The sequence below is a fragment of the Pseudomonas sp. 18175 genome, from assembly GCF_050432925.1.
Taxonomy (GTDB): domain Bacteria; phylum Pseudomonadota; class Gammaproteobacteria; order Pseudomonadales; family Pseudomonadaceae; genus Aquipseudomonas.
Genome location: NZ_JBKFTO010000039.1, coordinates 16,662 through 38,717, shown reverse-complemented (window position 1 = coordinate 38,717; position 22,056 = coordinate 16,662). Strand labels below are relative to the sequence as shown.

At 60.6% G+C, this 22,056-nt stretch carries 21 protein-coding genes and 3 pseudogenes; 6 read left to right on the top strand and 18 right to left on the bottom strand.

Features of this window, described 5'->3' with window-relative positions:
* Positions 1-538: 538 nt before the first annotated feature.
* The 3 genes from ACLD1Y_RS30780 (at position 539) to ACLD1Y_RS30770 (ending at position 1,800) form a co-directional block, all read left to right on the top strand.
* Positions 539-997 (top strand): YkvA family protein, encoded by a 459-nt coding sequence (locus ACLD1Y_RS30780; protein ID WP_429481411.1) that lies wholly within the window; start codon positions 539-541, stop codon positions 995-997.
* A gap of 93 nt (positions 998-1,090) precedes the next feature.
* Complete coding sequence (locus tag ACLD1Y_RS30775; protein ID WP_429481410.1) at positions 1,091-1,432, top strand: helix-turn-helix domain-containing protein; 342 nt, start codon at positions 1,091-1,093, stop codon at positions 1,430-1,432.
* On the top strand, positions 1,429-1,800 hold the full coding sequence (locus ACLD1Y_RS30770; protein ID WP_005786715.1) for a hypothetical protein: 372 nt from the start codon (positions 1,429-1,431) through the stop codon (positions 1,798-1,800). The genes ACLD1Y_RS30775 and ACLD1Y_RS30770 overlap by 4 nt, the downstream gene beginning before the upstream one ends.
* On the opposite strand, the pseudogene ACLD1Y_RS30765 reads toward ACLD1Y_RS30770, so the two are convergent.
* Both ACLD1Y_RS30765 and ACLD1Y_RS30760 read right to left on the bottom strand, forming a co-directional pair.
* Positions 1,797-3,488: pseudogene (locus ACLD1Y_RS30765) on the bottom strand (bifunctional diguanylate cyclase/phosphodiesterase); the annotation flags it as partial. The gene ACLD1Y_RS30770 and the pseudogene ACLD1Y_RS30765 overlap by 4 nt on opposite strands.
* 309 nt (positions 3,489-3,797) lie before the next feature.
* Positions 3,798-5,879, bottom strand: a complete 2,082-nt coding sequence (locus ACLD1Y_RS30760) for a carboxy terminal-processing peptidase (RefSeq protein WP_429481409.1) — start codon at positions 5,877-5,879, stop codon at positions 3,798-3,800.
* Between the two features lie 138 nt (positions 5,880-6,017).
* On the opposite strand from ACLD1Y_RS30760, the gene ACLD1Y_RS30755 reads away from it, so the two are divergent.
* Complete coding sequence (locus ACLD1Y_RS30755) at positions 6,018-6,980, top strand: zinc-binding dehydrogenase (protein WP_429481408.1); 963 nt, start codon at positions 6,018-6,020, stop codon at positions 6,978-6,980.
* A gap of 145 nt (positions 6,981-7,125) precedes the next feature.
* On the opposite strand, the gene ACLD1Y_RS30750 is transcribed toward ACLD1Y_RS30755, so the two are convergent.
* The 6 genes from ACLD1Y_RS30750 to ACLD1Y_RS30725 all read right to left on the bottom strand — a co-directional run bounded on the left by ACLD1Y_RS30750 (position 7,126) and on the right by ACLD1Y_RS30725 (position 12,488).
* Positions 7,126-7,779: an HAD family hydrolase gene (locus tag ACLD1Y_RS30750; RefSeq protein ID WP_429481407.1), complete on the bottom strand. Its 654-nt coding sequence runs from the start codon at positions 7,777-7,779 to the stop codon at positions 7,126-7,128.
* A gap of 29 nt (positions 7,780-7,808) precedes the next feature.
* The gene (locus ACLD1Y_RS30745) at positions 7,809-8,798 is read right to left on the bottom strand and encodes an ABC transporter ATP-binding protein (protein ID WP_429481406.1); all 990 of its coding nucleotides are present in this window, start codon (positions 8,796-8,798) and stop codon (positions 7,809-7,811) included.
* Positions 8,795-9,595: an ABC transporter permease gene (locus ACLD1Y_RS30740; RefSeq protein WP_429481405.1), complete on the bottom strand. Its 801-nt coding sequence runs from the start codon at positions 9,593-9,595 to the stop codon at positions 8,795-8,797. Before ACLD1Y_RS30740 ends, ACLD1Y_RS30745 begins: the two co-directional genes overlap by 4 nt.
* Entirely contained in the window at positions 9,582-10,418 is an 837-nt protein-coding gene (locus tag ACLD1Y_RS30735; RefSeq protein ID WP_429481404.1) for an ABC transporter permease, read from the bottom strand. Before ACLD1Y_RS30735 ends, ACLD1Y_RS30740 begins: the two co-directional genes overlap by 14 nt.
* Positions 10,415-11,221, bottom strand: coding sequence for an alkaline phosphatase family protein (locus ACLD1Y_RS30730; RefSeq protein WP_429481403.1), 807 nt, complete (start codon positions 11,219-11,221; stop codon positions 10,415-10,417). Before ACLD1Y_RS30730 ends, ACLD1Y_RS30735 begins: the two co-directional genes overlap by 4 nt.
* A gap of 190 nt (positions 11,222-11,411) precedes the next feature.
* Positions 11,412-12,488, bottom strand: a complete 1,077-nt coding sequence (locus ACLD1Y_RS30725; protein ID WP_429481402.1) for an ABC transporter substrate-binding protein — start codon at positions 12,486-12,488, stop codon at positions 11,412-11,414.
* Positions 12,489-12,840: 352 nt separating this feature from the next.
* On the opposite strand from ACLD1Y_RS30725, the gene ACLD1Y_RS30720 reads away from it, so the two are divergent.
* Positions 12,841-13,554 carry a UTRA domain-containing protein gene (locus ACLD1Y_RS30720; protein WP_429481401.1) on the top strand — a complete coding sequence of 238 codons (714 nt, stop codon included), beginning with the start codon at positions 12,841-12,843 and terminating at the stop codon, positions 13,552-13,554.
* Between the two features lie 124 nt (positions 13,555-13,678).
* Here ACLD1Y_RS30720 and ACLD1Y_RS30715 read toward each other — a convergent pair whose 3' ends face one another.
* Genes ACLD1Y_RS30715 through ACLD1Y_RS30680 form a run of 8 tightly spaced genes read right to left on the bottom strand, consistent with a single transcriptional unit; the run spans position 13,679 to position 19,838 of the window.
* Positions 13,679-14,638: a metal ABC transporter substrate-binding protein gene (locus ACLD1Y_RS30715; RefSeq protein ID WP_429481412.1), complete on the bottom strand. Its 960-nt coding sequence runs from the start codon at positions 14,636-14,638 to the stop codon at positions 13,679-13,681.
* Positions 14,638-15,537: a metal ABC transporter permease gene (locus tag ACLD1Y_RS30710; RefSeq protein ID WP_135287966.1), complete on the bottom strand. Its 900-nt coding sequence runs from the start codon at positions 15,535-15,537 to the stop codon at positions 14,638-14,640. The genes ACLD1Y_RS30715 and ACLD1Y_RS30710 overlap by 1 nt, the downstream gene beginning before the upstream one ends.
* Positions 15,534-16,280 (bottom strand): metal ABC transporter ATP-binding protein, encoded by a 747-nt coding sequence (locus ACLD1Y_RS30705; RefSeq protein ID WP_429481400.1) that lies wholly within the window; start codon positions 16,278-16,280, stop codon positions 15,534-15,536. The genes ACLD1Y_RS30710 and ACLD1Y_RS30705 overlap by 4 nt, the downstream gene beginning before the upstream one ends.
* Positions 16,277-17,197 carry a metal ABC transporter substrate-binding protein gene (locus ACLD1Y_RS30700; RefSeq protein WP_429481399.1) on the bottom strand — a complete coding sequence of 307 codons (921 nt, stop codon included), beginning with the start codon at positions 17,195-17,197 and terminating at the stop codon, positions 16,277-16,279. Before ACLD1Y_RS30700 ends, ACLD1Y_RS30705 begins: the two co-directional genes overlap by 4 nt.
* A gap of 19 nt (positions 17,198-17,216) precedes the next feature.
* Positions 17,217-17,777 (bottom strand): DUF6162 family protein, encoded by a 561-nt coding sequence (locus tag ACLD1Y_RS30695; protein ID WP_429481398.1) that lies wholly within the window; start codon positions 17,775-17,777, stop codon positions 17,217-17,219.
* Entirely contained in the window at positions 17,774-18,103 is a 330-nt protein-coding gene (locus ACLD1Y_RS30690; RefSeq protein WP_429481397.1) for a hypothetical protein, read from the bottom strand. Before ACLD1Y_RS30690 ends, ACLD1Y_RS30695 begins: the two co-directional genes overlap by 4 nt.
* Positions 18,100-18,639 (bottom strand): thiamine pyrophosphate-binding protein, encoded by a 540-nt coding sequence (locus ACLD1Y_RS30685; RefSeq protein WP_429481396.1) that lies wholly within the window; start codon positions 18,637-18,639, stop codon positions 18,100-18,102. Before ACLD1Y_RS30685 ends, ACLD1Y_RS30690 begins: the two co-directional genes overlap by 4 nt.
* The gene (locus tag ACLD1Y_RS30680; protein WP_429481395.1) at positions 18,636-19,838 is read right to left on the bottom strand and encodes a PepSY-associated TM helix domain-containing protein; all 1,203 of its coding nucleotides are present in this window, start codon (positions 19,836-19,838) and stop codon (positions 18,636-18,638) included. Before ACLD1Y_RS30680 ends, ACLD1Y_RS30685 begins: the two co-directional genes overlap by 4 nt.
* A gap of 210 nt (positions 19,839-20,048) precedes the next feature.
* Between ACLD1Y_RS30680 and ACLD1Y_RS30675 the strand changes: the two are divergent.
* A pseudogene (locus ACLD1Y_RS30675) lies at positions 20,049-20,258 on the top strand (aconitase family protein); the annotation flags it as partial.
* Positions 20,259-20,428: 170 nt separating this feature from the next.
* On the opposite strand, the pseudogene ACLD1Y_RS30670 reads toward ACLD1Y_RS30675, so the two are convergent.
* Positions 20,429-21,032: pseudogene (locus ACLD1Y_RS30670) on the bottom strand (LysR family transcriptional regulator).
* Between the two features lie 39 nt (positions 21,033-21,071).
* On the bottom strand, positions 21,072-21,947 hold the full coding sequence (locus ACLD1Y_RS30665) for an alpha/beta fold hydrolase (RefSeq protein ID WP_429481394.1): 876 nt from the start codon (positions 21,945-21,947) through the stop codon (positions 21,072-21,074).
* Between the last annotated feature and the right edge of the window lie 109 nt (positions 21,948-22,056).

The window sequence follows — 22,056 nt, the reverse complement described above, 5'->3', positions numbered from 1 at the left end:
GGCCCACGGATTCAAGCCGGAGAGAGGGCACACCGAGCCTAGGCGAGGTGCCGAGTGGTGGGGCAAGAGCCCTTTGGTTACTTTGGGGCTCTTTTCCAAAGTGACCCGCCGTAAGGGCGGAACCCTAAGTAGCCGTTACCCAAATAACGGATATGCACTCCGACCAAAAAGCTTCAGCGCCATACAAAAAGCTATCGGGGGCAAGCCCCCTCCCACAGTTGATTCGATTCACAACCCAACAAACTTAGTCGCCCGTCAGGCCGCCACGGGAGCAGGCTGCCTCACACATTGAAGCCTCGGCAGATCCGAACGAACGTCTGTAGCTGGCAGCAGTCTGATATAACACTCGAGCACGGGTAGCGTCACATCAACGCCAAGTCAATGAAATCTTGGGTTTTTTTTATGTGCGCAAAAAACGCCCGATCTAACTGTAGGCCTTGTAAACCGTGGCTTTCAGCCTGCAAAACAGGCTCTGTTCACAAGGTTATCCACAATTTGTGTGGATAACATTTTCTACCGCCTGGAACTGGAGCGACGAATGAAACCACCCTTCAATTTCACCCGTTTCCTGCCCATGGCCGCTCGCTTGCTCGGCCGTGGCCGTTTGCCAACCCTGCTCTTCGCCGTGGCCGCCAAAGGCTCAAGCCAGGGCAACCGGCTAGGCAGGCTCAAGGATGATCTCAAGCTACTGCAGGCGCTGTGCCTGGCCTACTGGCGCGGCGAATATCGAGCTATTAGCCCTAAGGCGTTGATCTCGGTGGTGGCCGGGTTGATGTATTTTCTTAGCCCAATTGATGCGATACCGGACTTTATCCCCATGTTCGGCATGCTCGATGACATCGCCGTACTGGCGTGGGTCATGAAGACCCTGGACGGCGAACTGAGCGCCTTTCGCGCCTGGCGCGAGGCGCAGCGCCCGGAAAAGCTCGCCGTGGTCGAACGCTTGCCTGCCACACCCGCGTTGTTAGCCAAGGAAAACCCGCAAAAAAATGCATGACGCGGATATCCCCCTGCGACCTTTGTGGCTGTTAGGATTACACTCCTAAGGAAAGAGCTTACTCAGTAAGTGCAGTTATCCTACGGGGCAGTCATGGATATTCAGATCATTTCACGCAATGGCGAACCCGAATACGCGGTGTTGCCATGGGACCAGTACCAGGCGCTGCTAAAAGCTGCCGGTCAGCAACAACAGACTTCACCTCCTACTTCTCCCCCTGCCCAAGCCGCACCCGCCCAGGATCTGCGCCCGCTTGCAGAGCTGCGTGGCCTGCGCGAAGCCAAGGGCCTGGCGATTGAAACCCTGGCCCGTACGGTGGGCATCAGCCCGTCGTACCTCGGTTTGATTGAAAGTGGTGAACGCCAGCCGGATGCCGCGATCCGCCGCAGCCTGGCCTGGGAATTGGGCGTTGCAGGTTGGAGGGATGAATCTTGAGCCTACGTATCAGCCGTCAACATTGGGATGGGTTACTCAACGAACTGGACCAGGCGCGTCGCCAGCGCCATCTGCTGACTTACCGTGCGCTCTTGGAGCGCTTGCAGTTCCCCACGCCGGCCATGCAAACCTTGGCCGCGGCCCTGGAACACCTGGCGGCGCTGGACGCCAAGGCCGAGCAGCCGTTGCGCAGTTCCCTGGTGATCAGCCAGGGCGCCAGCCGCCTGCCACGTACGGGGTTCTTCGAATGTGTGGAGCGCCTGGGGCGTTTCAGCGGGCCATCCGATGGCGTGGCCGCCGCGTCCTGGCACGCCTCCGAGGTGGTGCGGGTGTTCGAGTACGAATACCCGGAATCCGCCGAGGCTTAAACAGGCAGGCTATCCATACTGTCGATCACATGGATGCTGTAACCAGCCATGTCCTTGGCATGGTGCTTGGCTTGTGAGGCCAATTCCGCCAACTGGCTGGCATCGAGTTGTCCACAGGCCTGTGGATATAAATGCACCACGCCGATGGACAGCGACAGCAATGCAAACTCCTGGCGCACGCCCTGGCGGTTCAATGCCACGAAGCAGCCGGCCTCGAGGTGTTCGGCGCGATAGAAACGCCGGCATTGGGTGTGGAAGTCGTCCAGTAACTGGTTGAGCCGCTTGCGCCAATCCTGCGGGCCCAACACCAGCAAGAAATCATCACCGCCGATATGCCCGACAAAGTCGCGGCTGGGGTCTACGCGGTCGTTCAGGCACTGTGCCAGGCACAGCAACACCTCATCCCCACGGCCATAGCCGTAGATATCGTTAAACGGCTTGAAGCTGTCGATATCCACGTAGCAGATCACCGACTCCCGTTGTTGCTGCAACAGCCGCGTCAGGCACTGCTGGATCGGCACGTTGCCCGGTAGCAGGGTGAGTGGGTTGGCGTAGCGGGCTTGTTGGATTTTCAGCTCGGTAATCAGCTTGAGCACATCGATCACCCGACCCAGGCCCAGATAGTCGCCGTTGAGTGTGATGATGAAATCTTCTTCGATACGTTGTCGTGCCCGGCTGGTGAGCAACCGACTGACCTGCTGCAGCGACTGGCTCAGTTCCACCGCCAGGAAGTCGGTGCTCATCAGGCGGCTGATGGGCTTGCGTGCAAACAGGTCGGTGGCAAACGGTTTGAGTAGCGCATCCGACAACGAATGCCGGTGCACGATACCCACCGGCTGGCCGCGCCCATCCAATACCGCCAGGGAATTGAGGTTGGCCTGGCGCCGGAACGCTTCCAGCACTTGGGCGGTGGCGGTGTCCTGGTCCATCGCCGGTTGCTCGTTGAGCAGGGCGCTGAGGTCGCTGGCTTCTTCGCTGAGGGCCACGTTGGCGTTATCAGGCTTGGGCAGCATCTGCCGCGCTTCCTGCGGCGGATGTTCCTGTGGACGACAGAGCAGGTAGCCCTGGACCAGGTCCACCCCCATCTCCGTCAACACCGCGAGTTCCTCGGGCAATTCAATGCCTTCGGCTATCACCTGGGCGCGCGAGGCCTTGGCGATTTGCAGGATAGAGCCGACAAACTCGCGCTTGAGTGCATCCTGGTGGATGCCGTCGATAAAGTGCCGGTCGATCTTCACGTAATCCGGGCGTAACTCCGACCACAAGCGCAGGCTGGAATAACCGGCGCCCAAGTCATCCAGCGCAATCGAGAAACCCATGTTGCGGTAATGGTGCAGGGCGGTTTGCAGCAGGTTGAAATCGTCGGTGGGGGTTTGTTCGGTGAGTTCGATCACCACCTGGCTCGGCGGGATACCGTAGTCATGCAGCAATTGCAGGGTGCGCCCCGGTTGGTGTGCGGTTTCCATCAAGGATTCCGGCGAGACATTCAAGAACAACTTGCCCGGCAGTTTTTGGTCGCTGAAGCGTCGGCAGGCGCTTTCGCGGCAGGCCATTTCCAGCTCACTGAGGCGTCCCGCCTGGCTGGCCACCGAGAACAAGGCGATGGGGGAGTGCAATGGGCTGTTGGAAGGGCCGCGGCTGAGGGCTTCGTAGCCAAGAATGCGCCGTTCGGACAGGCAGANCTGAGGCGTCCCGCCTGGCTGGCCACCGAGAACAAGGCGATGGGGGAGTGCAATGGGCTGTTGGAAGGGCCGCGGCTGAGGGCTTCGTAGCCAAGAATGCGCCGTTCGGACAGGCAGATGATCGGTTGGAACAGGCTGTGCAAACTGCCTTGAGCCAGGATAGAGCCCAATGCATTCAGCTGTTCGGTCATGGTCATGGCGATCTCGATCGAAAAAAAAGGACCGCAGGCGGTGAGCCTGCGGTCCTTCATTTCACGACAGAATGATGTCTATATGATGACAGCTTGCTTAGCAGTCACATTAAATCGCCATCATTTACTGCTTGGCCACCTGCTTGGTGATCTTCAGGTAGTCCAGCAGGATCCGGCCTGTCTCGGCCAGGTAGGCGTCGTCTTCCGGCTTGGTTTTGTCCGCTTCGGTCGGCAGCGCATCTTCATCTTCTTTCTTCAGCTCTTTGAGCGGTTCTTCGCCCTTGGCCTTGCGGCGGGCGTTCTCCAGCACAAGCTGCTGATTCTCGATGTCGGCGTGCTGCTTACGACGGTCTACTTCATTGAGGCTGACGGATTTTTCTTCCATCAGCTTCTTGGCCAGGGCCAGTTTGTCGCGGATAAACACGAACTCGGCATCCTTGGCGGAGCGGGTGTCGTGGTCAGCCTTCAACTGCGCCAGGAACGGCTTGAACGGGTCCGACGCGGGCTTGATCGCAGGGCGGATGGTGTCCCACGGCATGGCTTCGGGCAGGGCGCTTTCGCCGATTTCCTTGGTGTCGATGATCGACGGGAAATCAATGTCCGGCAGTACGCCCTGGTGCTGGGTGCTCTGCCCGGAAACCCGGTAGAACTTGGCGAGGGTCAGCTTGAGTTCGCCATGGTTCAGCGGCTGGATGGTCTGCACGGTGCCTTTGCCGAAGGTCTGGCCACCAATGATCATCGCGCGGTGATAGTCCTGCATGGCGCCGGCGAAAATCTCCGAAGCCGAGGCCGAGAGGCGATTGACCAGCAGCGCCATCGGGCCTTTGTAGAAGGCGCCTGGGTTTTCGTCTTCCAGCACGTCGACACGGCCGTCAGCGTTGCGTACCAACACGGTCGGACCCTTGTCGATAAACAGGCTGGTCAGCTCGGTGGCTTCCTGCAGGGAACCGCCGCCGTTGTTGCGCAGGTCGATGACCACGCCGTCGACTTTTTCCTTCTGCAGCTCTGTCAGGATCTTCTTAACGTCGCGGGTGGTGCTCTTGTAGTCCGGGTCGCCAGCGCGGAACGCCTTGAAGTCCAGGTAGAAGGCCGGGATCTCAATCACGCCCAGCTTGTAGTCCTTGCCATCCTGCTTGAGGTTGAGGACTTTCTTCTGCACGGCCTGGTCTTCGAGCTTCACCGCTTCACGGGTGATGGACACGATCTTGCTGGTCTGGTCGTTCGGCGCATTGGTGTGCGGGATCACTTCCAGACGCACCACGCTGCCTTTAGGGCCACGGATCAGCTTGACCACTTCGTCCAGACGCCAGCCGACCACATCGACCATCTCTTTGTCGGCCTGGGCCACGCCGATGATCTTGTCTGCCGGGGCAACCTGCTTGGTCTTGTCTGCCGGACCTGCCGGCACCAGGCGCACGATCTTAACTTGGTCATTGTCGCTTTGCAGGACGGCACCGATGCCTTCCAGGGACAGACTCATGTTGATATCGAAGTTTTCCGCGTTATCTGGCGACAGATAGTTGGTGTGCGGGTCGTAGGACATCGCGAAGGTGTTGATGTAGGCCTGGAAGATATCTTCGGCACGGGTCTGGTCCAGGCGCGCCAGTTGATTCTTGTAGCGCTTGGTCAGCAGCTCTTGGATCGCCTTTGGCTCTTTGCCTGCGATTTTCAAGCGCAGCACTTCGTCCTTGACGCGTTTGCGCCACAGGTCGTCGAGGGCAGCGGTGCTGGTCAGCCAAGGGGCGTCCTTGCGGTCCACCAGAAGGGTTTCCTTCTCGGTGAAGTCGAGCTTGTCGACGCCTTTGTTCAGCTCAGCCAAGGCGAAATCCAGACGCGCTTTGACGCGGTCAAGGTAACGCTTGTAGATGGTGAAGCCGGGCTGTAGGTCGCCGCTCTTGAGGAAGTCGTCGAACTGGGTTTTCCACTTGTCGAACTCAGCGATATCGCTGGCCAGGAAGTAGCTGCGCGACGGGTCCAGCAGCTTGAGGTAGCTGTCGTAGATGATCACCGAGCGCGCGTCGTCCAGCGGCGGCTTGCTGTAGTGATGGCGCTTGAGCAACTCGACAACGTTAAGGCTGGCAATCACCTCATCGCGATCCGGCTGAAGGTTGTCCCAGCTGTTGGCTGCGAACGTATTGGTCGACATCGACGCGAAGCCGAGACCAATGAAAAAAGCGAGGGCGGTGCTGGGGAACAAATGCTTCATGCTGATTCGACGCGGGGGCAATTGATAACGCATATTAGGCCGTCTTTGAGGGAGCCGGTTCCATATGGTCCGGTCGCATAATGCAAAAAGCCCGGCGATACAGCTACGGGCTCAGTCCAGACTCACTATGGAGGCACTGTGAAAGCATTGCAAGGCGTTGACGGTCATGTGGAGTGGTTGGATGAAGCAAGTCCTACATGTGATGTAGGCCAAGTTCGCATTCGGGTGTCGGCAGCTGGCCTTAATCGCGCCGATTTATTACAGCGTGCGGGGCTTTATCCACCTCCACCGGGCGCCAGCCATGTGCTCGGCCTGGAGTGTTCCGGGGTGATCAGCGAAGTGGGTGCCGGGTCGTCCTGGCAAGTGGGCGACCGTGTGTGCGCGCTGCTGGCCGGTGGCGGCATGGCCGAAGAGGTGGTGGTGGATGCGCGGCATGTGCTGCCGGTGCCGGAAGGCCTGTCGCTGATCGAAGCAGCGGCCTTGCCTGAGGTGTACAGCACGGCGTGGCTGAATTTGTTCCAGCTGGCGGGCCTCAAGCCTGGCGAGAAAGTGCTGTTGCATGCTGGTGCGAGCGGTGTGGGCTCGGCGGCAATTCAATTGTGCAAGGCGTTTGGCAGCCCGTGCTGGGTCAGCGTCGGTTCGCCAGAGCGCTTGGCATACTGCGAAGCGCTGGGCGCCCAGGGCGGCGTGGTACGTACCGACGGCATCGAGGCGCTGCGGGATTTCGGGCCGTTTGATGTGATCCTCGACCCGGTGGGCGGCGACTATGCGGCGCTGGACCTCAAGCTGCTGGCCTTGGACGGGCGCTGGGTGTTGATTGGTTTGATGGGCGGGCGCGAGGCCAAGCTGGACTTGGCGCAGGTGCTGGGCAAGCGCATTCAGTTGCTGGGTTCGACCTTGCGCAGCCGCAGTGATCAGTTCAAGGCCGATTTGCTCAGTGATTTGAGCCAGCATGTGTGGCCGTTGTTTGTTGAAGGGCGCCTGAGCCCGCAGTTGGCCAAGACGTTTGCGATCAAGGATGCCGAGGCGGCGTTTGCGGAGTTGGCGACCAATCAGATTTCCGGGAAGCTTGTCTTGGTGATCGACGAGAGCCTCACCTGATTTCAGCTTGAAATACAGTCAAAATGTGGGAGCGGGCTTGCTCGCGAATGCGGTGTGTCAGTGAAGAATATTTCATCTGACACACCGCATTCGCGAGCAAGTCGAATCGTCGCACCGCCGCTCCCACATTTGGATCTAGGTTGAATCAGATCCAGTGGTGGATCGGCCAGCCAGCCTGTTCAGCATGGGCACGAAGTACCGGATCAGGGTTCACCACCTGCGGATGATCCACCTTCAACAGCAACGGCAAGTCATTGCGCGAATCCGAATAGAAATACGCCCCCTCCAACGTCTCGCCTTCCTGCTCCAACCACTCCAGCAACCGGGTGATCTTGCCTTCGCGATAAGTCAGCACACCCACGGTACGCCCGCTGTACACGCCATGGCTGACGTCGAGCTCAATTCCCAGCACTTCATCAATGCCGATCCGTGCTGCAATCGGCTTCACCAAATGAGTACCCGAAGCCGAAATCACCAGGATCCGATCGCCATTGGCCCGGTGGCGAGCGATGGTCTTGGTGGCGTCGCTGTAGATCAGCGGCTCGATCACGTCCTCGACCCACGGCTCCACCAAGTGATCGATCTCCTCCGGGGTGCGGCCGATCATCGGCTCCAGGCTGAAGTCCATGAAGTCTTCCATCTTCAGCTTGCCCTGGCTGTAGGCGTCCATCAGTTCATTGTTCTTGCGCATGAACGACTCAGGGTCGACCCAGCCCAGGCGGCCCATTTGCTCGCTCCACAGGGTGGCGCAGTCGCCGTGGATCAAGGTGTCGTCCAGATCAAAAATTACCAATGCCATCGGTCAGGCTCTCTCATTAAAACGTTGCGTCAGGCTACTTCACACAGGGCGCTTGGGTCGATGGAAAGTGCCAGGCGCTGGCCATCTGCGTGCAGGTCGTCGGCCGAACGGTTGAGCACGTCCACCACCAGTTCCACGCCGCGGGCTTCGATGCGGTAGCGGATCACGTTGCCCAACAGGCTGTGGCTGCGTACCAGGGCGTCCAGTTCACCGCTGCGGCTTAGTTCGATGGCTTCCGGGCGAATCGCGATGCGGCTGTTGATCGGGCGTTGCAGCAGTTGGGTGGCTTTGTCGGCGTCCAGCAGGTTGTAGTTGCCGATAAAACCGGCAGCAAACACATCCACGGGTGCGGTATAGAGCGTCTCGGCATCGCCGCTCTGCACGATCTTGCCCTGGTTCATCAGGAAGATGCGGTCACTCATGGTCAGCGCTTCTTCCTGGTCATGGGTCACGAAGATCGTGGTCAGGCCCAGCTCGCGCTGGATCTGGCGGATCTGTTCGCGCAGGTGCTTGCGAATCCTTGCGTCCAGTGCCGACAGCGGTTCGTCCAGCAACAGCAGGCGCGGGCGCGTTACCAGCGAGCGGGCAAGGGCCACGCGTTGGCATTGGCCACCGGACATCTGGTGCGGATAGCGGCCGGCGAGATCCTTTAGTTCCACCAGTTGCAGCACTTCCTGCACGCGTTTGCGGCTGTCGTCGGCGTTGACCTTTTGCATGCGCAGGCCGAAGGCGACGTTCTGTTCCACAGTCATGTTGGGGAACAGCGCGTAGCTCTGGAACACCATGCCGATGTTACGTTTCTGTGGGCTCACCGGGACAATGTCCTGGCCATCCAGCAGAATTTTCCCACTGTCCACCGAGGTCAGCCCGGCAATGCAGCGCAGCAGGGTGGACTTGCCGCAACCCGAAGGACCGAGCAGGGTCACGAACTCGCCCTTGGCGATCTCGCAATTGATATCACTGAACACCGGGGTGCCGGCGTAGCCTTTTTGCAGGTGTTGGACGCTGACGAAGCTCATTGGCTTTTGTCCTTGTTCAAGATATTGGCGGCCCAGGTCAGCACCAGCACAAAGAAGAAGTAGGAAATCACGACGGCACTGGTGAAGTGGCCGCTGCTGTTGCGCATGTTGTTCAGGTACACCTGCAGGGTCTCGTAGCGGGTGCCCACCAGGATATTGGCGAACACGAACTCACCGAACAGGAACGAGAACGACAGCAGCAACGCCACCATCAAGCCTTTGCGCAGGTTCGGCAGCACCACCAGGATCGCCGCCTGCCAGGTGCTGGCGCCGAGTAACTGGGAGGCATCCATCAGGTCGCGCAGGTTGATGGCTTGCAGGTTGTTGGTGATCGCCCGGTACATGAACGGCAGTGCCACGGTGAAGTAGCAACCGATCAGAATCCACGGCGTCCCCACCATCGCAAACGGCCCGGAACCGTAGAGTTGCAGCAGGCCCACCGACGACACCACCGGCGGCACCGCAAAGGGCAGCAGGATCAGGATATTCATCAGCGCATCAAGCTTGGGGAAGTGGTAATGCACCACAAACAGCAGCGGCAAAATCAGCACCACGGAGAGGATCAGCGCGCCGACGCACACCAGCAGCGACTGCCCGAAGGCCATCAAGAAGCGTGGGTCGCTCCACAGCTGCACGTACCACTTCACGGTAAAACCGGCGGGCAGGATGGTCGCCGACCAACTGCTGGCAATGGAGTAGACAAAGGTGCCTACCAGCGGCAGTACCAGGATCGCAAACAATACGTACACCACTACCCGATGGTAGAGGGACGCCGGGCCGGCTTCAGCGCGAGACATGGTAGCTCCTCTTGAGCAGCAGTTGATGGACCACAGTGACCACGGTCATCAGCGCCACCAGCACCACGGCCAGGGCGCTGGCCATGTTCGGGTCCAGGGACACATCGCCGGAGACCAGGCCCGCAATGCGGATCGGCAGCACGTTGAAGTTGCCAGTGGTCAGCGCATACACCGTGGCATAGGCGCCAAGGGCGTTGGCCAGCAGGATCGCAAAGGTGCCCAGCAGCGCTGGCGTAAGCACCGGCAGGCCGATGTGCCGCCAGAACTGCCAGCCGTTGGCGCCGAGCAGGGCGGCCGACTCGCGCCAGTCTTCGCGCAGCGCATCGAAGGCCGGGTACAGCAGCAGCACGCCGAGGGGAATCTGGAAGTAGGTGTAGAGAATGATCAAGCCGGTTTTGGAGTACAGGTTGAAGTCCTGGATGATCCCGGCCTGCTTGAGCATGAGCGTGATGCTGCCGTTGAACCCCAGCAGGATGATGAACGCAAAGGCCAATGGCACACCGGCAAAGTTGCTGGTCATGTTGGCGAAGGCGGTGACGAAATTGCGCAGCGGCGAATCCACCCGGCGCAGTGAGTAGCTGCCCAGGGTGGCGATGATGATGCCGAAGATGCTGGAGTAGAAGCTGATTTCCAAGCTGAACTGGATGGCTTGCAGGTAGAACTTGGAGCTGAAAATACGTGTGAAATTTTCCAGGCCCCAGCCGGCTTCTTCGGTTTGCAGGCTGTTGATCAGTACCCACACCAGCGGGGCAATTTCGAACACGATAAAGAACAGCGCGAACGGCACCAGGCACAAGAGTGCCAGCCATTTACCACGGGTCATTTCAACAGCTCCCGGCATACAGGTTTGTCGTGGGGCACGCCCAGCAGTTCGCAGACGGTGCCGCATAAATCGGTCTGTTTGGGTGCGGCATTCGGGTCCAGACTGAATGCATCGCCGAGCACGAACAGCGGCACTTCACGTTCTTCGGGCAGCAGGCCGTTGTGGGAGCGGTCGTTGTTCATGCCATGGTCGGCGGTCACCAGTACCTGATAGCCGGCGTCGAGCCAGCCTTGCAGGTAGTCGGCCAGGATGATGTCGGCCGAACGTGCGCTGTTGCGGTACTGCGCAGTGTCGAGGCCGTGCTTGTGGCCGGCGTCGTCGATGTTCATCGGGTGCACCACCAGAAAGTTCGGCGCGTGTTTGAGGCGCAGGCTTTCGGCATCGGCGAACAGGTGGGAATCGGGGTAGTGGTCATTCCAGTAGAAATGCCCGTGCTGGATCGCCAGCGTCTTGTCGTCGGTATGACGATCCCGCGCGGCAAGGAAGGGCGTGCGGTTATACAGCTCGCTCACCCAGTGATACGCCGCCGCTGCCGTGGTGAGGCCTGCGTCGGTGGCGTAATGGAAAATGCTGCGCTGGTTGGAGAGGCGCGAGACGTTGTTGTGCACGATACCGCTCTGGATCGGCGGCACGCCGGTCAGGATGCATTCATACAGCGGGCGGGACAGGGCGGGCAGTTCGCATTCCAGCGTGTAGAGGGCTGCGCGTCCTGCGCCGACATAGGCCTGCAAATGCCCCATGGCGAGCCTCGCAACCTCGAAGTTCAGGCCGTCGAGCACCACTAGGATGACGTTGTGCTTCATGGGGGGAGGGTGCTCCGCAACAGATGGGCTTGAATCTCTTTATCTGGAAAAACAGGGATCAAGTGTGGGAGGGGGCTTGCTCCCGATAGCAGTGTGTCATTCAACACATTCATTGACTGATCCACCGCCATCGGGAGCAAGCCCCCTCCCACATTGGACCTCCAGTGGAGCTCCAATGTGGGTTGTAGGCTTACTTCATCTCTACGATGACCTGCTCATTCCACAATTGCGGCAGCTTCTTGGACGTGGCTTCCCAGGCATCGGCATCCTTGATCGGCTGCGGGTTGGCCTTGGTGTACTGCTCGCCCGGGATCAGGTTCTTGGCGATTTCAGCCGGCAGTTTCAGGTCGGTTTCCGCACGGATAGGGCGTGCATTGCCCTTGGCCAGGTTGAGTTGGCCGGCATCGCTGAAGATGTATTCGCGGGTCAGCTTGGCGGCGTTCGGGTGCTTGGCGTATTTGTTGATGATGGTGGTATAGCCGGATTTTACCGAGCCGTCCGATGGGATCAGCACCACGTAGTCATCCGGGTTGGCCATCTTGGCCTTGTAGCTCAGGCCGTTGAAGTCCCAGACCACACCTACTTCGACTTCGCCTTTTTCCATGGTGGCGATGGTCGGGTTGGACAGTGAGAGGCGGCCTTGCTGGGCGATCTTGGTGAAGAACTGCAGGCCTGGGGCGATGTTCTTCTCGTCGCCTTTATTGGCGATGGCCGCCGCCAATACGCCGTTGGCCGCTTGGGCGGCGGTGCTTACGTCGCCGATGGAAACCTTGTATTTGCCGCTTTGCAGGTCAGCCCAACTGGTGGGGACTTCGGAACCGTGCAGCAGCTTCTTGTTGACGATAAACGCAATGGTGCCGGTGTAGGCGAGTGCCCAATGGCCGTCTTTGTCTTTTGCCCAATCCGGCACCTGGGCCCAGGTGGACGGTTTGTAAGGCTGGGTCACGTCCTGCTTCACCGCAATCGGGCCGAACGCCGCGCCGACGTCGCCGATGTCGGCGCTGGCATTGTCTTTTTCCGCTTTGAACTTGGCGATTTCCTGGGCCGAGCTCATGTCGGTGTCGATGTGCTTGAGGCCGTGGATCTTGGCCAGGTCTTCCCAGGTGCCTTTCCAGTTGGCCCAGTCATCGGGCATGCCGACGCTGTTTACGGCGCCTTCTGCCTTGGCGGCAGCTTCAAGGGTTTTTAAATCGGTATCAGCGGCCATGGCGGCGGTGCACATGGCAATGGTCGAGCCTAACAGTGATGCCAGGAAAAGCTGTTTCATCCGAAGCTCCTATGGGCGTGTTCAACGCTGCGTTTTATATCGACGTTTGCGGTGTTATTGGTCTAGGTCAGCAATACCTGAGCCAATCTAGGCTCGATGGATGACAGTTTCGTGTCGATGTCGTTTTTAAATCGCTGATGTCGCAAGACGCAGAGTGAGCGTAGACCATGCCCAAGTGCCCGTAACAGCTGGACTTGGCCGATGTATTGCAGGGTGTGCTGCGGGGGCTGGACACGGACTGTCATCTGTCGGTCATCTGTAATGCCTAGGCTGGCACGCATTAGTAGAAGCCCAAATACAGCGCGGTTTGTGCACCTGATCGGTGCTGGTCTAGTCCAGATAGGTAACATTGATGCGTGATGAGGCAATCAAGGCAGTTACTTCCATTGGCCTGGCGCTGCAAGAGCAGATCGACCACGGCCTGTTGCCGCCTGCAAGCAAACTGCCCGCTGAACGCAAGCTCAGCGAGTTGTTTGGTACCACTCGAATTACCGTGCGGGAAGCCTTGTTACAGCTGGAAGCCCAGGGGCAGATTTACCGAGAGGAGCGCCGTGGCTGGTTTGTCTCGCCGCCACGGCTGGCCTACAACCTGATGCAGCGTAGCCACTTTCACGCGATGGTCAGCGACCAGGGGCGGGTGCCGTCCACCGAAGTGATTTCGGCGCGGCTGCAACCGGCGTCGGCGGCAGTGTGTGCGTGGTTGCAGTTGCCGGCGTTGTCCAGCGTGATCCAGATCTGCCGGGGTCGGCGGATCGATGGGCGGTTGGTGCTGTATGTGGAGCATTACCTGAACCCGCAGTATTTTCCGGGGATCCTGGACTGCGACCTTAACCAGTCGATGACCGAGTTGTATGCCCGCAAGTACGACTTGCACTACGGGCGGGTGCGCTTCGAGATTGTGCCGACCTCATTGCCGGTGGAGGCCGCTGGCGCCTTGCGCGTGTCGGTGGGCAGCCCGGGCTTGCGCATCGCCCGGGTCAACTATGACCAGCATCAGCGCCTGATCGATTGTGACCTGGAGTTCTGGCGGCATGATGCCATCCATGTCGGCGTGGATGTGGTTTAACCTTTGTGGCGAGGGAGCTTGTTGTGGCGAGGGAGCTTGCTCCCGTTCGACAGCGAAGCTGGCGTCGGCATTTTGGGGCCGCTGCGCAGCCCAGCGGGAGCAAGCTCCCTCGCCACAGTTGGATTTAGGGGGTGAGCGCCTTGATCACTTGATCCACATTGGTTTCCAGCTCTGCCACCGGGTCGGCGCCATCAACGTTTAACACCAGCAATTGCGATCCGCCCTCCGTCACCGCCGCCTTCACGGCCTCGCTCGGCTGGCGGTGATGCAGCACCACGGCCACGTCGTTGTCCTTCAACTGCGCACTGAGTTTTTGCAAGTCCTCAGCCGTCCAATCAGCATCCGGCCGTGCATCGGTGCTGACCACTTCCAGGTTCAGGCTGCTGACCAGGTACGCGAAGTGATCGCTCAAACTGACCACGCTGAGGTTATCCGCCTTGGCCAGTCGCGCTTCGCTGTCGGCGGTGAGCTTGAGCAGGCGCTGCTTGAGGGCGGCGAGGTTGGCGTCGATCTTCGGTTTGGCATCGGGTGCCAGGCGGCTCAGGTCGGCGGCCAGCACATCGGCCATGCGGCCCATGTTGTTGCTCGATTGCCACGGCTGGCTGTTCAGGCCATCGGTGACGCCCGGTTGCACGGCAATACCCGGCAGGCCGCCGTCCACCGGGCGTGCGGCGTCAACTTCAACGATACGAATGTTGCTGCGTCGCGCCACCGGGTACAGCGGGTCATCCGCCCACAGGGAGCGCAGGCCGATGGCGGCGTCGGCGTCTTCGGCCAGCTTGCTCAGCGCCGGGGCGCCACGGCCGGTGAAGTAGGACACCTGCCGCGAGCCGGGCAGGTTGGCCGGCGCGGCGCGTTCAAGTTGCACGTCGCTGCCTTTGAGCAATACCTCGGCCAAACCGTAGGTGATCGGCAACGAGGCCAGCACTTTGACCGGCTTGATCGACTTGGCCTTGCTCAGCGCCGCGTGGCCCAGGCCATGGTTGGTTTTGAAATCATTGGCCGCAAAACCATCGACAGCCAGCGCCGAGGTACTGATCAAGCAAGCCATAGCCAGGGCTAGCGGGCGTAAAACGGGGCGTATCATCCAATATTCCCTTTGAGGCTGGGCACAATGCCGCGTGCAATGGCAGCGAAGGCGAAGGCGATGCCGGCCATCAGAATGATCGCGGCACCGGACGGAATAGGCAGGTCGAAGATGATCGGCAGCAGGATTCCGCACAGGGTGCTGACGGTGGCAATCACCACCGAGACCCAGAAGAACCCTTTGAGCGACTGGCTCAACAGGCGTGCCGCAGCGGCCGGGATCACCAGCAGTGCGCCTACCAGGATCGCGCCGATCACCTTGACCGCGGCCACCGTGATCAGTGTCACCAGGATCACGAACAAGTAGTCCAGGGTCTTCACCGCCACGCCGCGTACCGCTGCCAGTTGTGGGTTAAAGCTGGCGAGCATGATGCGGTTGTACAGCGGCAACGCCAGGGCCATCACCAGCGAGCCGACAATCGCCAGCACCAGCAGGTCATTGCCGTTGACCGTCAGTACCGAACCGAACAGCACGTTTTCGAGGATATGTACGTTGATCTTGCCCGCCAGGATCAGCAGCAAGCTCGCACCCAGCGCCAGGGACACCGAGAGGAACACGCCGATCAAGGTGTCCGGCGCCAAGCCGGTACGGTTGCGCAGGTAGTTGAGCAGGATGCCGAACAACAGGCAGTAGCCGAACAGCGCGCCATACGGCCCGGTGTAGGGCTCACCCAGCAGAATGCCCACGGCCACGCCGGTGAGCGCCGCATGGCCGACCGCTTCGGAGAAGAACGCAAAGCGCTTAACCACCACCAACGTGCCCAAACCGCCCAGTACCGGGCCGATCAACAGGCCGGCGAGCAGGGCGTTGACCACAAAACCATAGGCCAGCGCCTCCGGCAAATAGCCGGAAGAGGCCCAGCCCTGGACCATCAAGCGAAACGCTTCATAACTCATTGCGCTGGGCTCCGAGGGTGGGTGGAGAACAGGGTCAGCAGGCGGTCCGGCGTCAGCGCTTCTTTTGGCGTAGCGTCGAACAACACGTGGCGGTTAAGGCCGGTAACGCGGTCGGCCAGGCGGCCCACGGCTTCCAGGTCATGTTCGATCCACAGCACGGTGATCCCGGCCAGGCGCCAATCATTGAGCAGGCGTTCGAACACTTGGATACCGGCTTCATCGAGAGCCGACATCGGTTCGTCCAGTACCAGCAATTGCGGTGCGGGGATCAGGCCTTGGGCCAGCAGCACGCGCTGACGCTCACCGCCGGACAACGCACCCATGCGCCGCTTGCGCTTGTCCTGCATGCCCACCCGTTCCAGCGCATCGCCAATCGCACGGGCGTAGTGCTTGGACAGGCCAAGAAACGCCGGGCGCCGCTGGCACATGGCGGCCATGAAGTCATCGACGGTCATCGGCAAGCCCCGGTCAAACTCCAGCGCCTGGGGTACATAGCCGATGGTGCCCACGGTCGTCGGCCAGTGCAGGCGCAATTGCCCCTGGTGCGGCGTTTGCCCCAACAGCGTCTTGATCAGCGAGCTTTTGCCGCCGCCATTGGGGCCGACCAGCGCGTGGATGCTGCCCGGTTCCACCTGAAAACTCACGCCATCGAGGATCGCCGTGCGGCCTAGGGTCAGGCACACCTTGTCGAACTCGATCGTGGGGCCAATGCTGGCTATTTTCAGTTGTTCTGCCGCCGTCATGCCCCTGACTCCTGGATCGCCCGGACCACGGTGTTGAGGTTGCCGGTCATTTCCACTTCGTACTTCTCGGGCGTGTATTCGCCGTAGGAAATATGCGACAGCGGGTACAGCTTGACCCCGGATTCACGTTGGATGGTCTCGACGTAGGTGGACGGGAAATCCATCTCCGAGAAGATCACCTTCACGTCCAGGGCGCGCAGTTCGTCGATGGTTTTTTTCAACTGGCTGGGGCTGGGCTCGATGCCGTGGGCCGGTTCGACCACGGCGGTGACTTCCAGGCCAAACTCGCGCAGCAGGTAGTCATAGGCGGCGTGTACGGTGGCGACGCGCAGGTCCGGGTTGGGGGCGCTGGTCAGCTTGGCCAGGGCGTCGGCACGCATCTGGCGCAGGCGCTTGCCGTAGGCGCGGGCGTTCTGGGTGTAGGTCTTGGCGTTGTCCGGGTCGAGCTTGCCCAGTTCGCGGGCGATGTTATTGACCTGGGCAATCGAGGCGCTGATCGACAGGAACGTGTGCGGGTTGACCACCTTGCCCGCACCGCGCGCGGCATTGCCGGTGGCGGCCAGCAGCGGCACGTTGGCGTTGGCTTCGATCACCGGGATGTCCGGGCGCTCGCTGGTGGCGATCATGCGGTCGGCGAAATCATCATGGCCCACGCCGTTGAGCACGATCACGTCCAGGCTGCCGATGCGCTTGATATCGTCGGCGCGCGGCTCGTAGGCGTGGGGGTTGAAACCAGCGGGAATCAGCGGCACCACCTCGGCCTTGTCGCCGACGATATTGCTCACGTAGCTGTAATAGGGGTGCAGGGTGATGCCGATACGCAGGCGTTTGGCCGCCTCAGCATTGGCCAGGGGTGCGAGCATCAGGCTGAACAGACCAACCAACAACAGGCGCAACAGGGGCGATGAAATAGACATGGGCAATCGGTCTTCTCGTTCAGTGACGGTGCTGGCGGGTCACGCCGGCATCAAATTGCGCGACCACCTGCTGCCAGCCGGCTGCAATCAGCGCCTGGTCAGAGAGGTCGGAGGGGGCGGCCAGGTTCGCGCTGCGGTTGAGCCAGATATCCGGTTCGGCGCCTTGCATGCGCATCAGCAGCGAGCCGCTGGTGCTGGGGGACTGGCTCAAACCCAGGTAGGCCGAGGGCTCCAGGACCTGCCAGCGGTGGTCGCCACGGCTGACCGAACTGGCGTCCTGGGCAAATGGCGCAAAACCTTCCTCGGCCAGTTGCTCAGGCGTTGGCAACCCGCTGTGTTCCTGCTGCAACAACTGGATTTCATCCAGGGTCACCCGCAGGTCGGCGTAGATGCCTTGCTCGGCGGCATTCAGGTCGCGGCGGGCATCCAGCTGATGGCTGGGCACGGCGGCCACTTCTTGGGGCTCACCGTGCAGCGCGATCACCGAGCCTGCCACCGCGAGGATGATCAGGCACAGCAGCAGGACGTAGAGGGTTTCGTGCCCGGCACCGGCGGGGCGTACAACCTGTGTGGTACTCATTGCGGCTGGATGTCCGCTTGGTCGATTTCCACGACGTGGCCGGGGCCCGCATCAAACAGTACGTAGAACTCGGCGGAGGGCTTCTTGAAGGTCAGTGTCGAGTCCTGGCCCAGCTTGCCGGGCACCAGGATGGTTTCGTCGTAGCCGATCACATCCAGGGTCACGCCGGGGGCGCCGCTGCCGTCGGAGAAACCGCCGGTGCACTGGATCTGTTCGCCGGGGATTTCCTTGCATTCGCACATCGGGTTGTGGGCCAGGGCAATGGTACTGAAACCGGCGCCCATCAACAGTACGGCGCTGGTGCGCATCAGGCGAATCAACGTCATGGTTTAACTCCTTGCTTGTTCAGCCAGGCAATAGTGGCAGGCGAGGCCTGGCTCAGCGGGATGGAACCCTGGTGCATGCTGCCGTCCCAGCCTTCCATGGTGACCCACACTTCGGCGTCCACCGGAGTGCGCTCGGGTACCGGCAGTGCGGCGCCCATGCGGTACGGCGTACCAAAGAAGATCACCCCGGCCGCCCGCAGGCTGCGCGGTTTGCCGATACGCAGGTAAGTGGCCTTGACCTGGTCGGCGCAGGTGTCGCACAGGGCGGCGTTGAAGAACTTCATTGGGCCGGCCGGGTCGGGGGTTGGGCCTTCGTTGCGAAACTCGGCAAGGGTCAGGCTCCAGGGGCCGACCTGCACTTGGCCGGCTACCCGCTCGCCAATACCGGTATCACCGCGAAACAGCGCGGCATCGGCAAAGTACTTGGGCATAAAACCCAGGGGCACCAGCAGCAGCAGGATATTGATGTGGAAGCGCCATTTGAGCCAAAAGGCCCGCAGTGGCGAAGGCGGTACAGCGGCAGCGACCTTGCTCATCGGTTGCTCTCCGTGGTTTCAGCCTGCAGGGCAGGGATGGGGGCTGGCTGGCGGGGCGCCTTGTTGCTGCGCTTAAGTGCGTTGAGGCTGGCCAGGGCAGTGCGTTTGGTCCAGATTAGTAGGCCGCTCAATACCATCATGCTCAGTACCAGGCCGAAGAACGCCCAGATCAGTTTGATCCAGATGCCGCCGAAGTCCCCGGTGTGCAGCGGGCGCATGGATTCTGTGACGAACTCCAGGGTGGTGCGGTCGGACAGCATGTGCGAGACGGCGATTTCACCGTCATACGGGTTCAGTTGGGCGGTCTGGAACATCAGCGGATACCAGCCTCGACCACCAATCGTCACATGGCTGTAGGCGTTGAGGGGCAGGAACACAAAACTGGCTTCCAGCCCGGGAATGCGCTGGGTGGCGATTTCAATCGCTTGATCCAGCCCAATCATCGGCGCGGGTACGCCAGGTGCCGACAGCGGGACTTTTTCCCGAGCGACCACAGGCACCACGGGCTCGCTGGAAATCGAGATCTGGTTATCGCCCAGAATCGCCTGGATCAGAAACCAGGTGCCAGTGATGGAAATGACGGCGATAAACCAGATCGACCAGATACCGCTCAGACGGTGGAAGTCACCCCAAAAGATCCGTGCACCATGGCGGATACGCAGGGTTGGCTTGAGAAAGCCCTTCCAGAAGCGCTTGTACACCACAAGCCCTGTGACCAGGGACGCCAGCATTGGCAAACCCAGCAGTGAGACCAGGTACCAGCCCCAACTGTAGCCATTGGTAAACGGCACCAGCCACCAGCCGTGCAGGGCGCGGGTGAACTGCTGGAAGTCGAACGAGGGGCTGATGCCCTGGATGGCCCCGGTGTACGGGTTGGCGTAGGCCGAAACGGCACGCCCGTCGGGGTAGGTGAGGCGTACCGTCAAGGCGAAATGGGATTCGTCGGGGCGAAGGATCGCTCGCACGATCACCTTGGGGTCTTCGCGCTTGATGGCGGCAATGACCTGCTCGAAGCTCAACGGCTCGGCATCATCCGAGGGCTTGCTCGCCCGGATATCCGGGTTGGCCAACCAGACGATTTCCTGGCTGACCACCGCCAGGGTGCCGGTAAAACAGACGATCAGTACAAAGAACCAGATGGGCAATGCCAGCCAGCTATGTACGAGAAACCAGAGTTTTGAGCGTGACTTCTTCGACATGTGAATGCGGGTCTTGATCGGAGGGGGGCAATGGAGGCCCGGAAAAGGCCGGTCGTAGCTTTTGTTGACGCGACGGGCTGTATCTAAGTTAAGACGGATGAGAATGGGAAATCCCTAATCCGCATATGAAAGAAAATGTTTCAGGTTCACATTCCGACCAGTTTAAAGCTGGGCTCGAACACGAAACATGTTCCACGTCATCACTCCGGCGCCATTGAATTTCGCGGCTCCACCGTCGACGGGCTGAGCGTCGAGGCGCGCATGACCCTCTGCAATATGGCGGTGGAAGCCGGTGCGCGGGGTGCCTTCATGGCGCCGGACGAAAAAGTCTTCGCCTACCTCAATGGCAAGCCCCGTGCGCCCAAGGGTGAGTTGTGGGAACAGGCACTCGTCGGCTGGCGGCAATTGCATTCGGATGCCGCCACCTGCAAGCCAACCCGTGGCTTACCTGACCCCACTCAGAACAAAATGTGGGAGGGGGCTTGCTCCCGATAGCAGTGTGCCAGTCAGCTTATCGGTAGCTGACTCACCGCAATCGGGAGCAAGCCCCCTCCCACATTTTTGATTGGGTTTGCAGATCAACACTGCTGTTAAATCGACAGTCCCTTGAAATGCTCCTGCAAAAACTCCACACACGCCCGTAGCTTTCCGGAATACGCCAACCGTGTCGGGTACACCGCCCACACATTGGCGCTCTGGGTGTAATCATGCAGCACCTGCACCCACTTGCCTTGCTCCAGCAATGGTTTCACATCCCACATTGAGCGCAGCAATACGCCGCGCCCATCCAGTGCCCACTGCAACACGATCTCGCCGTTGTTCGAAGACAGCGGCCCGTGTACTCGTGCGCTTTCCTGGGCTCCACTGCGCTCCAGGTTCCAGATGCCAAAGGCGTTGTCGCGTTTCTTGATGACCAGGCAGTCGTGTTGTTCCAGGTCGCTCAATAGCTGTGGTGTACCGCGCCGCTTTAGGTAAGCCGGCGCGGCGCACAGCACGCGGCGATTGCTGACGCCGGCTGGTGCGATGCAGCAGGCGGGTGCCCAGGGTGGTCTCCAGAATCTGGATGCGCTTGCTGACGTAAGCGGGCGACAACCCCAGCTCATCGGCGGCCGCCCCAAAGCCAGCCTTGCGGATCACGGTCAGGAACACCCGCAGGTCTTCGGGTAATGGCACGGTATCTTTCTTATTCGTCATCAGAAACAAGGCTGGCGGCATGAGCCGCCAGAATAGCACTCAGCGCAAGAAGGCCAGGACCTCTTCCAGCAACAACTCGGGCACTTCCTCGGCAATGTAATGGCCCGCCGGCAGGGCCTTGCCACGCACGTGTGTGGCGACTTTTTGCCATTCCTTGAGGGGCTCGAAACAGCGGCCGACGGTGCCTTCGGCGCCCCACATCACCAGCAACGGCAAGTCGAGGTGACGTCCTGCGTCGATATCCGCCTGGTCGTGTTCCAGGTCGATACCGGCGGCCGCGCGGTAGTCTTCGCAGATGCCGGTGGCGGCACCTGGCAGTTTCAGGCAACGCAGGTATTCGGCGAACGCCTCGTCGGTGAATGGCTTGAGCCCGGCGCTACGGCTGCCCATCACGCTGCGCAGGTACAGCTCGGGGTTGCTCTCGATCAAGGCTTCCGGCAGCGGCGCCGGGCGTATCAGGAAGAACCAGTGCCAGTAGGCGCGGGCGAAGGCTTCGTCGGTTTGCGCATACATCGACAGGGTGGGGGCGATATCCAGCAGCACCATGCGTTGCACGGCAGCGGGGTGGTCCAGGGCCAGGCGGTGCGCCACCCGGGCACCACGGTCGTGGGCCAGCACCGAGAACGTGTCAAAGCCCAGGGCTTGCATCAACTCGACGCCGTCCCGGGCCATTTCCCGTTTTGAGTAGTGGGTGTGATGGTCATTGGCCGGCGGCTTGCTGCTGTCGCCATAACCGCGCAGGTCGGCGGCAACCACGGTGAAGTGCTCGGCCAATTGTTCGGCGACTTTGTGCCAGATCACGTGGGTCTGCGGGTGCCCGTGCAGCAGGAGCAGGCCGGGACCCGCGCCACCTTTGCGGTAGCTGATGCTGACGCCATTGACGTGGCATTGGTCTTTTTGGAAACCGGCGAACATGGAATGACTCCTTGTGATGATTGCCTGCATCCTGGAATCCCCCGGCCTGCGGGGCAAGGGGGAAAACGTGGAGGGGTTGTTCATGAAGTGTGTAGAGGGGGGCTGGCTC

What these genes read in the sequence shown, in the direction of transcription:
- ACLD1Y_RS30750 (WP_429481407.1), bottom strand. Translation starts at nt 7,779, where the DNA reads ATGGCATTGGTAATTTTTGATCTGGACGACACCTTGATCCACGGCGAC.
- ACLD1Y_RS30680 (WP_429481395.1), bottom strand. Translation starts at nt 19,838, where the DNA reads ATGTCGAAGAAGTCACGCTCAAAACTCTGGTTTCTCGTACATAGCTGG.
- ACLD1Y_RS30760 (WP_429481409.1), bottom strand. Translation starts at nt 5,879, where the DNA reads ATGAAGCATTTGTTCCCCAGCACCGCCCTCGCTTTTTTCATTGGTCTC.
- ACLD1Y_RS30725 (WP_429481402.1), bottom strand. Translation starts at nt 12,488, where the DNA reads ATGAAACAGCTTTTCCTGGCATCACTGTTAGGCTCGACCATTGCCATG.
- ACLD1Y_RS30690 (WP_429481397.1), bottom strand. Translation starts at nt 18,103, where the DNA reads ATGACGTTGATTCGCCTGATGCGCACCAGCGCCGTACTGTTGATGGGC.
- ACLD1Y_RS30730 (WP_429481403.1), bottom strand. Translation starts at nt 11,221, where the DNA reads ATGAAGCACAACGTCATCCTAGTGGTGCTCGACGGCCTGAACTTCGAG.
- ACLD1Y_RS30780 (WP_429481411.1), top strand. Translation starts at nt 539, where the DNA reads ATGAAACCACCCTTCAATTTCACCCGTTTCCTGCCCATGGCCGCTCGC.
- ACLD1Y_RS30740 (WP_429481405.1), bottom strand. Translation starts at nt 9,595, where the DNA reads ATGTCTCGCGCTGAAGCCGGCCCGGCGTCCCTCTACCATCGGGTAGTG.
- ACLD1Y_RS30735 (WP_429481404.1), bottom strand. Translation starts at nt 10,418, where the DNA reads ATGACCCGTGGTAAATGGCTGGCACTCTTGTGCCTGGTGCCGTTCGCG.
- ACLD1Y_RS30665 (WP_429481394.1), bottom strand. Translation starts at nt 21,947, where the DNA reads ATGTTCGCCGGTTTCCAAAAAGACCAATGCCACGTCAATGGCGTCAGC.
- ACLD1Y_RS30685 (WP_429481396.1), bottom strand. Translation starts at nt 18,639, where the DNA reads ATGAGCAAGGTCGCTGCCGCTGTACCGCCTTCGCCACTGCGGGCCTTT.
- ACLD1Y_RS30695 (WP_429481398.1), bottom strand. Translation starts at nt 17,777, where the DNA reads ATGAGTACCACACAGGTTGTACGCCCCGCCGGTGCCGGGCACGAAACC.
- ACLD1Y_RS30710 (WP_135287966.1), bottom strand. Translation starts at nt 15,537, where the DNA reads ATGAGTTATGAAGCGTTTCGCTTGATGGTCCAGGGCTGGGCCTCTTCC.
- ACLD1Y_RS30745 (WP_429481406.1), bottom strand. Translation starts at nt 8,798, where the DNA reads ATGAGCTTCGTCAGCGTCCAACACCTGCAAAAAGGCTACGCCGGCACC.
- ACLD1Y_RS30775 (WP_429481410.1), top strand. Translation starts at nt 1,091, where the DNA reads ATGGATATTCAGATCATTTCACGCAATGGCGAACCCGAATACGCGGTG.
- ACLD1Y_RS30700 (WP_429481399.1), bottom strand. Translation starts at nt 17,197, where the DNA reads ATGTCTATTTCATCGCCCCTGTTGCGCCTGTTGTTGGTTGGTCTGTTC.
- ACLD1Y_RS30705 (WP_429481400.1), bottom strand. Translation starts at nt 16,280, where the DNA reads ATGACGGCGGCAGAACAACTGAAAATAGCCAGCATTGGCCCCACGATC.
- ACLD1Y_RS30720 (WP_429481401.1), top strand. Translation starts at nt 12,841, where the DNA reads ATGCGTGATGAGGCAATCAAGGCAGTTACTTCCATTGGCCTGGCGCTG.